The 11,981-nt window shown below is 71.0% G+C and carries 13 protein-coding genes; 8 read left to right on the top strand and 5 right to left on the bottom strand.

The window, feature by feature from the left end; all coding sequences use genetic code 11:
* Window positions 1-6: 6 nt before the first annotated feature.
* The 5 genes from KAK03_RS16900 to KAK03_RS16880 are packed head-to-tail and all read right to left on the bottom strand — an operon-like array spanning window position 7 to window position 2,906.
* A complete protein-coding gene (locus tag KAK03_RS16900) occupies window positions 7-381 on the bottom strand; it encodes a hypothetical protein (RefSeq protein WP_210855508.1) in 375 nt (124 codons plus the stop codon).
* Window positions 382-418: 37 nt separating this feature from the next.
* A complete protein-coding gene (locus tag KAK03_RS16895) occupies window positions 419-829 on the bottom strand; it encodes a GFA family protein (protein ID WP_210855506.1) in 411 nt (136 codons plus the stop codon).
* 12 nt (window positions 830-841) lie between these two features.
* Window positions 842-1,756, bottom strand: a complete 915-nt coding sequence (locus KAK03_RS16890) for a LysR substrate-binding domain-containing protein (protein WP_210855504.1) — start codon at window positions 1,754-1,756, stop codon at window positions 842-844.
* A gap of 5 nt (window positions 1,757-1,761) precedes the next feature.
* Window positions 1,762-2,604 carry a peptidoglycan-binding domain-containing protein gene (locus KAK03_RS16885; protein WP_210855502.1) on the bottom strand — a complete coding sequence of 281 codons (843 nt, stop codon included), beginning with the start codon at window positions 2,602-2,604 and terminating at the stop codon, window positions 1,762-1,764.
* 11 nt (window positions 2,605-2,615) lie between these two features.
* Window positions 2,616-2,906, bottom strand: a complete 291-nt coding sequence (locus tag KAK03_RS16880) for a hypothetical protein (protein ID WP_210855500.1) — start codon at window positions 2,904-2,906, stop codon at window positions 2,616-2,618.
* Window positions 2,907-3,135: 229 nt separating this feature from the next.
* On the opposite strand from KAK03_RS16880, the gene KAK03_RS16875 reads away from it, so the two are divergent.
* The 8 genes from KAK03_RS16875 (at window position 3,136) to KAK03_RS16840 (ending at window position 11,973) form a co-directional block, all read left to right on the top strand.
* Entirely contained in the window at window positions 3,136-4,323 is a 1,188-nt protein-coding gene (locus tag KAK03_RS16875; RefSeq protein ID WP_210855498.1) for an acyl-CoA dehydrogenase, read from the top strand.
* A 127-nt stretch (window positions 4,324-4,450) separates the two neighbouring features.
* Window positions 4,451-5,641, top strand: coding sequence for a CaiB/BaiF CoA transferase family protein (locus KAK03_RS16870; RefSeq protein ID WP_210855496.1), 1,191 nt, complete (start codon window positions 4,451-4,453; stop codon window positions 5,639-5,641).
* A gap of 69 nt (window positions 5,642-5,710) precedes the next feature.
* The gene (locus KAK03_RS16865; protein WP_210855494.1) at window positions 5,711-6,241 is read left to right on the top strand and encodes a hypothetical protein; all 531 of its coding nucleotides are present in this window, start codon (window positions 5,711-5,713) and stop codon (window positions 6,239-6,241) included.
* Between the two features lie 153 nt (window positions 6,242-6,394).
* A complete protein-coding gene (locus tag KAK03_RS16860; protein WP_210855491.1) occupies window positions 6,395-7,168 on the top strand; it encodes a ferredoxin--NADP reductase in 774 nt (257 codons plus the stop codon).
* Between the two features lie 149 nt (window positions 7,169-7,317).
* A complete protein-coding gene (locus KAK03_RS16855) occupies window positions 7,318-8,745 on the top strand; it encodes an efflux transporter outer membrane subunit (RefSeq protein ID WP_210855490.1) in 1,428 nt (475 codons plus the stop codon).
* An 11-nt stretch (window positions 8,746-8,756) separates the two neighbouring features.
* Window positions 8,757-10,058 (top strand): efflux RND transporter periplasmic adaptor subunit, encoded by a 1,302-nt coding sequence (locus KAK03_RS16850; RefSeq protein ID WP_210855488.1) that lies wholly within the window; start codon window positions 8,757-8,759, stop codon window positions 10,056-10,058.
* Window positions 10,055-10,762, top strand: a complete 708-nt coding sequence (locus KAK03_RS16845; RefSeq protein WP_210855485.1) for an ABC transporter ATP-binding protein — start codon at window positions 10,055-10,057, stop codon at window positions 10,760-10,762. Before KAK03_RS16850 ends, KAK03_RS16845 begins: the two co-directional genes overlap by 4 nt.
* Window positions 10,762-11,973, top strand: coding sequence for an ABC transporter permease (locus KAK03_RS16840; protein WP_210855483.1), 1,212 nt, complete (start codon window positions 10,762-10,764; stop codon window positions 11,971-11,973). Before KAK03_RS16845 ends, KAK03_RS16840 begins: the two co-directional genes overlap by 1 nt.
* Window positions 11,974-11,981 lie beyond the last annotated feature (8 nt).

Raw genomic sequence — 11,981 nt, 5'->3', positions numbered from 1 at the left:
GCCCGTTCAGAAACAGGGCCGGTCCGGGACCTGCAGCCGACAGCTCCAGGTGAACAGCCGCGCGCCGTTCTTCATCGAGCGGCGCCAGGTGGCGGTGGCCTCGTTGGCGATGGCGTCGGGCAGCGGCAGCGCCACCTCGGCGCCGGTGCTGTTGGTGTAGAAGTTCAGGAAGCAGGTCTCGTCGGCCCCGCACAGCTGGGCGATCTGGCGCTGGTAGGCGGCTTCGTCCTTGGCCAGCGCCGTGGGCACGATCACCTGGCGCACCAGACCCTGGCGGCCGGCGACGGTCCAGGCGGGCTCGGAGGTCTGGGCGGCGACAGGGCCGCTGCTCATCGTACCCAGCAGGGCAGCCAGCAGCACGGATACCAGCCTCGGCTTCATCGTCGGACCTCCATCGGTGGAGCGGCCAGTGTAGTGCTCAGTCGCTGTCGGTGGCCGCATGGCGCGGCAGCGTATCGCCCAGCACCAGCCAGTCGACATGGGTGTCATGGAACACATGGGCCGTGGGCGGCTGGGTCAGCGCCTCGTCCAGCAGCGCACGTGCCAGATGCAGCTCGCCCGGCCAGCGGCTGGAGGCGAACAGCATGGGCGTGCCGCAACGGCCGCAGTGAGCGCGGCGCGCCTCGGGGCTGGAGGCATACCAGCGCAGCTGACCCTGCGCATCGTCCACCTGCACCGCCGCCTCATCGAAGCCGGCCCAGGTGACCACGCCGGCACCGTGCGCGCGTTGGCACATCGTGCAGTGGCAATGGGCCACCCAGCGCGCCGGCAGCATGGCCTGCAGTTGCACGGCGCCGCACAGGCAGTGGCCTCGGGTGCTGTTGGTCATCTCCGTCTCTCCTCAGGTCGCAGACACCCGGGCGGCCGCGGCCTCCTGCGCCAGCCAGGCGCTCAGCGCCTGCAGCGGCGCCAGGTCGGCCTTGTGGGGCGGGTACAGCAGGTGGTAGCGCCGGCCGCTGTCCAGCGCAAAAGGCAGCAACTGCTGCAGCCGGCCAGAGGCCAGTTCCGTCTCGATCAACAGCCGTGGCACCAGCGCTGCGCCCAGCCCCTGGGCCGCCGCCTCGGCCAGCATCGAGAACAGCTCCATGCGCGCGCCGGCCATGGCCTGCTCCACCTGCAGGCCCTGGGCCTCGAACCACTGGCGCCAGGCATCGGGCCGGGTGCTGGCCTGCAGCAGCGGCAGCGCCGCCACCTCGGCCGGCGTGCGCACGCGGCGGCCCTTCAGCAGCGCGGGCGCGGCCACGGCCACCAGGTGCTCGGGCAGCAAGGCCAGGCCCTGCGTGCCCGGCCACGGCGACTCGGCCGGCTGGATCGCGGCATCAAAGGGTGACTCGTCGTCGAACAGGAAGGGCCGGGTGCGCGGCGTGAAGTGCAGCGTGATGCCCGGGTGCGCCGCCTGGAAGCGCGCCAGCCGGGGCAGCAGCCACTGGGTGGCGAAGGTGGGCACCACCGCCAATTCCAGCGCGCCACCGGCGGCCTGCCCGGCCTGGGCCATCAGGTCCAGCGTGTCGCGCTCCACCGCATCCAGCCGCGCCGCCACGCTGCGCGCGTAGCGCCGCCCGGCCTCGGTCAGCAGCACGCCGCGCTGGCCGCGGCGAAACAGCGGCACGCCGACGAAATCCTCCAGCGAGGCGATCTGCCGGCACACCGCGCTTTGCGTGACCGACAGCTCCTCGGCCGCGCGGGTGAAGCTCTGGTGGCGCGCGGCGGCCTCGAAGGCGGCCAGCGCGGCGGTGGAGGGGATCTTGCGCCGCACCCGCTTCAGCGTCCGTCGGTGGACCAGTGCGGCGGATCGGTCGGGTGCTTGACCACGCCGTAGGTGGCACCCAGCTTGTGCAGTTCCTTGTTCGACTCGCCGTTGGTGGGCGAGCCGATCTCCACCGTCTTGCCCTTCTTGTCGGCGATCTTCAGCGTGCCGCTCCAGGAGATGCTCATGTCGATCGCCTTGCCCTCGATGTGGCGAGAGGTCAGCGACGGCTTGAACTTCAGCTTGAACAGGTCGGCCATCTCCTTGGCCCCTTGCACCGAGGCCTTGTCGTCGCCGTGGTCCCAGACGATGTCGAGCGCCGAGTTCGCCGGCACTTTCGCGGGCTTCACGTTGCCGCGCGACACCTCCCACGAGTAGTGCATCAGGAAGGCCCGCTCCTTGTTGCGCAAGGTGGAGGCCACATCCACGCTGGCGCCCGCGGCCTCGAGCGCCTTCAGGAAGGCCTTGACGTTGGACTGGAACGAACCGGCCAGGTCACCCACCTTGTCACTGTTCGGGAACTTGGCCTGGTTGGCACGCCACCAGGACGCGCCGCTGAGCTTCTTCGGGTCAGCCGCCTTGGGCGCCGGCGGCGGCGCCGGCACCGGGCCGTTCAAGGCCCGCCAGGTCTTGCCGCCCGGCTCCACCAGCCCGTCGCCGCGGCTCATGCCCACCACCCGCTTCTGGAACTCGGCGATCGCGTCCTCCAGCGACTTGGTGTTCTTGCCGTCCACCTTGACATCGAAGCTCTTGCCGTCAGGCATGGCCGCGAAGGTCTTGAGCTTCTGTTGCACCAGTTTCACATCGGCGGCGGCGTTCGCGCCGCCCTTGCCCACCGATCCACTCAGGCTTGCCATGTCGGTGCCCCTTACTCGATGCGTGGATCGAAGCGCGACAGCGCCTTGGTCGCGGCGGACTGGCCGGCGTACTTCTTCTTCAGCTGGGCCAGTTGCGCGTCGGTGCCGGTGCAGTACTTCTTCAGCTGCTCATCCAGAAAGGCCTGCCGCTTTTCATTGTCGGTTTCCTCGCCGCGGAAGTGGTCGCACTGCTCACGCCGCGCGACAAAGTCGCGCACATCGTCCGGCAGGGCGGCGCCGGACTGGCAGGCCGACATGCCCAGCAGCAGGCCCGAAAACACGAGTGCGGTGCGCCATGGCATCCGCGGGGAAGGGTGTGACATGCGGTGTGTCCTCCTTGGGGGTGTGATCCGGCCTGCGTCGCAGGCCCTGCAAGGATGCTAGCGCAGGGCGGTCGGTACCATCCCCCCAGCTTGAGGGTCGGTCCGGAATTCCATTCCTGCACATTGGAATGCAATATTGTCGGTTGTCACCCGTCGGCATCAGCGTCTACGATGCCATGATTGAACACCGAACCGTGGAGACCTGCGCATGAACGCCACCGCCGCCAAAGCCCGCTTTCAATGGGACGACCCGCTGCTGCTGGACAGCCAGCTGACCGAGGACGAGCGCGCCGTGCGTGACGCCGCCCGCGCCTACTGCCAGGACCGCCTGGCCCCGCGCGTGCTGCAGGCCTTCCGCAACGAGCAGACCGACGTGGCCATCTTCCGCGAGATGGGCGAACTGGGCCTGCTGGGCCCGACCATCCCCGAAGCCTACGGCGGCGCCGGCCTGAACTATGTCTGCTACGGCCTGGTGGCGCGCGAGGTGGAGCGCGTCGATTCGGGCTACCGCTCGATGATGAGCGTGCAGTCCTCGCTGGTGATGGTGCCGATCAACGAGTTCGGCAACGAGGCCACCAAGCGCAAGTACCTGCCCAAGCTGGCCACCGGGGAATGGATCGGCTGCTTCGGCCTGACCGAGCCCGACCACGGCTCCGACCCCGGCAGCATGGTCACCCGCGCCCGCAAGGTCGACGGCGGCTATGAGCTGACTGGCGCCAAGATGTGGATCACCAACAGCCCCATCGCCGACGTGTTCGTGGTGTGGGCCAAGGACGATGAAGGCCAGATCCGCGGCTTCGTGCTGGAAAAGGGCTGGAAGGGCCTGAGTGCGCCGGCGATCCACGGCAAGGTGGGCCTGCGCGCCAGCATCACCGGCGAGATCGTCATGGACAAGGTCTTCTGCCCCGAGGAGAACGCCTTCCCCGAGGTGCGTGGCCTGAAGGGCCCGTTCACCTGCCTGAACAGCGCCCGCTACGGCATCGCCTGGGGTGCGCTGGGCGCGGCCGAGTTCTGCTGGCACACGGCCCTGCAGTACACCCTGGACCGCAAGCAGTTCGGCAAGCCGCTGGCCGCCAACCAGCTGGTGCAGAAGAAGCTGGCCGACATGCAGACCGAGATCACACTGGGCCTGCAGGGCTGCCTGCGCCTGGGCCGCATGAAGGACGAGGGCACGGCCTCGGTCGAGATCACCTCGATCATGAAGCGCAACAGCTGCGGCAAGGCGCTGGACATCGCCCGCGTGGCGCGCGACATGCTGGGGGGCAACGGCATCTCCGATGAGTTCGGCATCGCCCGCCACCTGGTCAACCTGGAGGTGGTCAACACCTACGAGGGTACGCACGACATCCACGCGCTGATCCTGGGCCGCGCGATGACCGGCATCGCGGCGTTTTGATGGAGCCCCCACGCTCCCTGCCGGTCGCTGCCCCCCGAGGGGGCTCATGCAGCGGACCGGCGGAGCCGGATCCGCGCATGCGGCTTGACTGGGTCGTACTGCAACAGGCATCGAGAACCCATCCCACATGAGCATGTCCACTGGTGCATTGGCGGGCCTGAAGGTCCTGGATCTGTCGCGCGTGCTGGCGGGCCCCTGGGCCGGCCAGTTGCTGGGCGACCTGGGCGCCGATGTGATCAAGGTCGAACGCCCCGGCGCCGGTGACGACACCCGCGCCTGGGGCCCGCCCTGGGTGAAGGACGCCAACGGCGCCGACAGCCGCCAGGCCGCCTACTTCCAGTGCGCCAACCGCAACAAGCGCAGCATCGCGGTGGACATGGCCACGCCCGAGGGCCAGGCGCTGCTGCGCGAGCTGGCCACGCAGGCCGATGTGGTGCTGGAGAATTTCAAGGTCGGCGGCCTGGCGCCCTATGGCCTGGACTACGCCAGCCTCCAGGCGATCAACCCACGGCTGATCTACTGCTCGATCACCGGCTTCGGCCAGACCGGGCCGTATGCGCCACGCGCCGGCTACGACTTCCTGATCCAGGGCCTGGGCGGACTGATGAGCCTGACCGGCCGCCCCGATGGGGAAGACGGCGCGGGGCCGCAGAAGGTGGGCGTGGCGCTGGTCGACATCATGACCGGGCTGTACGCCACCATCGCGGTGCTGGCGGCGCTGAACCACCGCCACGCCACGGGTGAAGGCCAGCAGATCGACCTGGCGCTGCTGGACGTGCAGGTGGCCGCACTGGCCAACCAGGCAGCCAGCTACCTGACCACCGGCGCTTCGCCGCGCCGCATGGGCAATGCGCACCCCACCATCGTGCCCTACCAGGACTTCCCCACCGCCGACGGCGACATGATCCTGGCGATCGGCAACGACGGCCAGTTCGCCCGCTTCTGCGCCACCGCCGGTCATCCGGAATGGTCGGCCGACGAACGCTTCGCCACCAACCCGGCGCGCGTGACGAACCGCGCGGTGCTGATCCCGCTGCTGCGCCAGGCCACGGTGATGAAGACCACCGCCGAGTGGATTGCACTGCTGGAGTCGCAGGCCGTGCCCTGTGGCCCGATCAACCGCCTGGCCGAGGTGTTCGCCGACCCGCAGGTCATCGCCCGCGGCCTGAAGATCGACCTGCCGCACCCGGCGTTTGGCAGCGTGCCCGGCGTGGCCAACCCGATCCGGCTGTCGGCCTCGCCGGTCAGCTACCGGCAGGCGCCGCCCACGCTGGGCGAGCACCAGGCGCAGGTGCTGGCCGACTGGCTGGGGCGTTGAGCCAGCGGCCTTAAGGCGGCCGTCACGCTGGTTGGCCACGATCAGGTCTCCACCCCAGGGAGACCTTTGATGCGCCTGCTCACCCGCCGTCTGTTCACCGCCCTGCTGGCCGCTGTGCCTCTGTGGGCGGCCGCCACGCCGATCGATCTGGCCTACAACCCGTCCAACACCGGTCCGGCCTACGCCTGGCGGCTGGACGCGGTGCGCGTCAGCGCCGACGGCCGCAAGCTGCAGGTGCGCACCCAGCCCAGCGGCAGTCTGCCCGGCGGCATGATCAACCTGGGCAGCTACCCCTGGTGGATCACACTGGTGGCCTATGACCAGGGCGCGGGGCGCACCGGCAACGGCGACCGCTGGCGCGGCAACGCCGCCCTGCCCGCCCCCACCGGCCGCTGGGCCACGGTGGCCACGCTGGCGCTGGGCAGCGGCACCGTCTACCGCGTCCGGCCGATCGCCACCGGCGGCATCGTGCGCGGCCTGCCGGGCGTCACCTGGAGCGGCACCGTGCAGGGCACGTTGACCACTGACGGCACGCGCGGCCCGCTCGATGCCAGCCACCTGGTGGACTTTGACCTGCACATCGTGGGCGACCAGCACTGAGCGCCGCACGGCGGTGCATGGGCCGCGGAATTGACGCAGCGCAAGCGCTGTGGCGCCAATCGGCGACAATACAGGGTTTTTGCCGAGCGGCACGGTGGCTGCGCCCTGTGCGGCTGCCGGCGCCAGCCCACCGTTTTTCCTCAGCCCCACCCCATGAGTGCCTTTCACGAAGAGCGCGTCCTGAGCGTGCACCACTGGACCGACCGCCTGTTCAGTTTCACCACCACCCGCGACACCGGCCTGCGCTTCTCGAACGGTCACTTCACGATGATCGGCCTGCGGGTGAACGGCAAGCCGCTGCTGCGTGCCTATTCCATCGTCAGCCCGAACTACGAGGAACACCTTGAGTTCCTCAGCATCAAGGTGCAGGACGGCCCGCTGACCAGCCGGCTGCAGCACATCCAGGTGGGTGACAGCATCATCGTCGGCAAGAAGCCCACGGGCACGCTGCTGATCGACTACCTGGTGCCGGGCAAGCGCCTGTACATGCTGTCCACCGGCACCGGCATGGCCCCCTTCCTGAGCATCATCCGCGACCCCGACACCTACGAGAAGTTCGAAGAGGTCATCCTGGTGCACGGCGTGCGCCAGGTGAAGGAGCTGGCCTACCACGACTACCTCACGAAGGAACTGCCGCAGCACGAGTTCCTGGGCGAGATGGTGACCAAGCAGTTCAAGTACTACCCCACCGTCACCCGCGAGCCCTTCCAGAACCAGGGCCGCGTGACCGACCTGATCGAAAACGGCAAGATGGCCGCCGACCTGGGTGTGCCGGCGCTCAACGCCGCCGAGGACCGGGTGATGATCTGCGGCAGCCCCGAGATGCTGCGCGACCTGAAGACCATGATGGAAGCCCGCGGCCTGAAGGAAGGCAGCACCACCACGCCAGGCGATTTCGTCATCGAGCGCGCCTTCGTCAGCCAGTGATGCCGGACGATCTGCACCTCGCTTGATGATCGGCCACCTTCGGGTGGCCGATTTACTTTACAAACGGGACGCACGGCCGTGCCGTCGGACCGCGAGCATGACCCCGTCGACCCCGTGCCCTGCCGGCACCTCGGCGACGCGAACCACCCATGCCCCTGTCCACCTCCCGATGTCTGCGCGCCGCCCTGGGCGCGCCGGTCCTGCTCCTCGCCGCCTGTGCCAGCGTGGGCACACCGCCCCCGGCGCCCGACGCCACCGTGGCCCTGCCCAGCCGCTGGGCCGCCAGCGACCTGAGTCGCCCGGCCGACGACGCCGCGCTGGCGCGCTGGTGGCAACTCTTGGGCAGCCGCGATCTGGATGCGCTGGTCGAGCGCGCGCTGACCCGCAACACCAGCCTGCGCAGCGCCCAGGCCGCGCTGCGCCAGGCCCGCGCGCTGCGCGCCGCCAGCGAAGCGTCCGCGCGGCCCAGTCTGGCCTTGGGCGGCAGTGCCCAAGGCCAGCAGACCGACGGCGCCGGTGGCAGCCACACGCTGTCGCTGGCCTTCAGCGCCAGCTGGGAGGCCGACCTGTGGGGGGCCACGGCCGCCAGCGTGGCCGCGGCGCGTGCCGACGAGCGCACGGCCGAGGCCGACCTGGCCAGCACCCGCCTGGCGCTGCTGGCCGAACTGGGCCTGGCCTGGACCCAGTGGCAGGCCGACCTGACACGCCAGCGGATCACCCGCCAGAGCCTGCGCAGCCTGGAGGAAACGCAAGACCTGACGCGCTGGAACGTCCAGGCCGGCCTGGCCAGCGCGCTGGATCTGCAGCAGGTGGTGCAGACGCTGGAAAGCACCCGCGCCAGCCTGCTGGCCCTGAACGCGCAGGTCACCCAGGACCGCCATGCGTTGGCCGTGCTCGCGGGCGACCCACCCGCGGCCGCCACGCTGCCGGACAACAGCGCCGACGGCCTGCCAGGACTGGACCAGGCCCTGGCTGGCCTGGCCACCGGCCTGCCCGCCGACCTGCTGCGACGCCGGCCCGACCTGCACGCCGCCGAGTCGTCGGTCCAGGCTGCCTGGCTGCGCCGCCGGCAGGCCGAGCGGGCCGCCTGGCCCGGCCTGACACTCAATGGCTCGCTGGGCCTGCAGGCGGCCACGTTGGCCGGCCTGGGCCAGCCGGGTGCTGCGCTGGCCACATTGGCGGCCTCGGTGAACTGGCCGCTGCTGGACGGCGGCCGCCAGGCCGCGCAGCTCGAGCAGCAGGACGCTGCCCTGGACGCCGCCCGCGCCGCCTATGACGCGGCGCTGCTGGCCGCGCTCAAGGACGTCGAGGACAGCCTGGCCGCGCTCCAGGGCGCGACCGATCGCCAGACCGCACTGCGGCGCGCCAGCGAGGCCGCGCTGCAGGCGATGCGCCTGAGCCAGGTGCGTCGCCAGGCGGGCCTGATCGACACCGCCGCGCTGCTCGATGCCCAGCGCACCGCGCTGAGCAGCGAACTGGCCTGGGTCACGGCGCGCGCCGACCAGGCCTCGAACCTGATCCGCACCTGGAAGGCGCTGGGGGGCGGCTGGGATGCCCCTGCCCGCGCCGACCGCTGAGCACCGACACCATGCCCGATTCCCCCGACACCCTCCCCGACTGGCTGCAGGGCGATCGCCGCCCGCTCTGGCGCCGGCCCGGCCCCTGGCTGGCCCTCGCCGGCCTGGCCGCGGCCGCCGCGCTGGGCCTGTGGTGGCGCGCCGACCGCCAGGCCGCCCAGGCGCCGCACTACCTGACCGAAGCGGTCACCCGCGGCAACGTGGCGCTCACGGTCAGCGCCAACGGCACGCTGCAGCCCACGCGGTCGGTCAGCATCGGCAGCGAGCTCAGCGGCACCGTGGCCGAGGTGCTGGTCGACGTCAATGACCGCGTGAGGAAGGGCCAGGTGCTGGTGCGCCTGGACACCGCCAAGCTCAGCGACCAGGTGGGCAAGTCGCGCGCCGCGCTGCAGGCAGCCCAGGCGGCGCTGGCCCAGTCCCGCGCCAGCGCCGCACTGGCCAAGGCCTCGCTGGCCCGGCTGGAAGAGGTGCAGCGCCTGTCGGGCGGCCAACTCCCCGCGGCCACCGAGCTGGACAACGCCCGCGCCACGCTGGACAAGGCGCGTGCCGACGAGGTCAGCGCGGCCGCCGGCGTCACCCAGGCCCAGGCGACGCTGCGCACCGACGAGACCAACCTGGCCAAGGCCTCGATCCGCTCGCCGATCGACGGCGTGGTGCTCACGCGCGCGGTCGAGCCCGGCAATGCGGTGGCGGCCTCGCTGCAGGCGGTCACGCTGTTCACGCTGGCGCCGGACCTGTCCAAGCTGCTGCTGTCGGTCAATGTGGACGAGGCCGATGTCGGCCAGGTGCGCGTGGGCCAGACGGCGCAGTTCACCGTCAGCGCCTGGGCGGGCCGGCGCTACCCGGCCACGATCACCCGCGTCGCCTATGGCTCCACCATCACCGACAACGTGGTCACCTACACCACGCAGCTGCAGGTGGACAACCCCGACCTGAGCCTGCGCCCGGGCATGACGGCCACCGCCACGATCGCCGCCACCGAGCGCACCGGCGTGCTGCTGGTGCCCAACACCGCGCTGGGCTTCCAGCCCGCGGCCGCCGGCGCCGCGCCGGCGGCGCCGTCCGGCGGGGGCAGCATCGTGGCGCAGCTGATGCCGCGCCCGCCAGGCATGAACCAGCGCAAGCCCGGCAGCGGCGCCCCCGGCGCCCGCGCCGGCCAGCCACGCCAGGTGTGGGTGCTGCAGGACGGCACGCCGGTGCCCCTGCCGGTGACGGTGGGCCTGTCCAACGGCCGCGTCACCGAGGTCAGCGGCGAGGGCCTGAAGGAAGGCCTGGAAGTCATCACCCAGCAGCGCAGCACGCCGGCGAAATGAGCGACGGCGCGTTGATCCGCCTGCGCGGCGTGACCAAGACCTACGGCCAGGGCGCGGTGGCCTTCCAGGCCCTCAAGGGCATCGACCTGGACATCGCGGCCGGCGAGTTCGTCGCCGTCATGGGGCCCAGCGGCTCCGGCAAGTCCACGGTGATGAACCTGCTGGGCTGCCTGGACACGCCCACGGCGGGCGAGTACCTGTTCGACGGCATCGCGGTGCAGCGCCTGGACCGCGATGCGCGCGCGCGCCTGCGCCGGCGGCACCTGGGCTTCGTGTTCCAGGGCTTCAACCTGCTGGCGCGCACCTCGGCGCTGGAGAACGTCGAGCTGCCGCTGGTCTACCGCGGCGAGAACCGCGCCGCGCGCCGTGCCGCCTCGATGGCGGCGCTGGCCGAGGTGGGCCTGACCGACTGGGCCGACCACACGCCGGCCGAGCTCTCCGGCGGACAGCAGCAGCGCGTGGCGATCGCCCGCGCCATCGTCACCCGCCCGACCGTGCTGCTGGCCGATGAGCCCACTGGCAACCTCGACACCGAGCGCAGCCGCGAGATCATGCAACTGCTGCAGCGCCTCAACCATGAGCAGGGCATCACCGTGCTGATGGTCACCCACGAGCCCGAGATGGCGGCGTTCGCGCGGCGCATCGTGCACTTCCGCGACGGCCGGGTCGAGCGCGACGAGCGCCTGCAGGAGGAGCCCGTCTGATGTGGGCCAATACCCTGTTCCTGGCGCTGCGGGCGATTCGCCGCAACCTGCTGCGCAGCTTTCTCACCGTGCTGGGCATCGTCATCGGCGTGGCGGCGGTGATCACCATGGTCACGCTGGGCAATGGCGCCACGCAGGCGGTGCGCCAGCAGATCAGCAGCCTGGGCTCCAACCTGCTGCAGGTGCGCCCCGGGCAGCGCCTGGCCTTCGGCCCCAACACCGCCGGTGCGCCGGCCTTCAAGGAGGCCGACGTCGAGGCCATCGCCAGCCAGGTGGGCGGTCTCAAGGCGGTGGCGCCCGAGGTGCGCAGCGGCGTCACCGTGGTAGCCAACGGCAAGAACTGGTCGAGCACCGTCACCGGCAGCACCAATGCCTACTTCACCGCCGCCAACTGGACCCTGGCCAGCGGCCGCGTGTTCAGCGCCGATGAACAGGCTGCCGGCGCCGCGGTGTGCCTGGTCGGCGCCACGGTGCGGCGCGAGCTGTTTGGCGCCGAGGCCGAGGTCATCGGCCAGCGCATCCGCGTCAAGACCTTCTCCTGCGAGATCATCGGCACGCTGGCCGCCAAGGGCCAGGCGGCCATGGGCCAGGACCAGGACGACACGATCATCGTGCCGCTGCGCACCGCGCTGCGCCGCGTCACCGGCTCGACCCGCATCAACACCCTGCTGGTGTCAATGGCCGATGGCGCCGACGCCAGCCAGGTCACCGCGGCCCTCACCCGCGTGCTGCGCGAGCGCCGCAAGCTGGCCGACGGCCAGGACGACAACTTCAACGTGCTGGACACCGCCCAGATCGCCCAGACGCTGAGCGGCACCACGCAGCTGATGACCTCGCTGCTGGGCGCGGTGGCCGCGGTGAGCCTGCTGGTCGGCGGCATCGGCATCATGAACATCATGCTGGTCAGCGTGACCGAGCGCACCCGCGAGATCGGCGTGCGCCTGGCCATCGGCGCGCTGGAGCGCGAGGTGCTGCTGCAGTTCCTGGTTGAGGCCGTCGTGCTGTCCTCACTGGGCGGCCTGGTGGGCATTGTGCTGGCCAACGCCGCGTCGGTGGCCCTGGCCGGCCTGATGCAGGTGCCCTTCCTGTTCAACCCCGGCGTGAACCTGCTGGCCTTCGCCTTCTCGGCGCTGATCGGGGTGGTCTTCGGCTACTTCCCGGCGCGGCGGGCGGCGCGGCTGGATCCGATCGAGGCGCTGCGGCACGAGTAAGCGCCGCA

It is taken from the genome of Ideonella alba (assembly GCF_018069845.1).
GTDB lineage: Bacteria > Pseudomonadota > Gammaproteobacteria > Burkholderiales > Burkholderiaceae_C > Ideonella > Ideonella alba.
The sequence above is the reverse complement of the archived record's forward strand: the minus strand, read 5'-3'. Positions and strand labels throughout refer to the sequence as shown.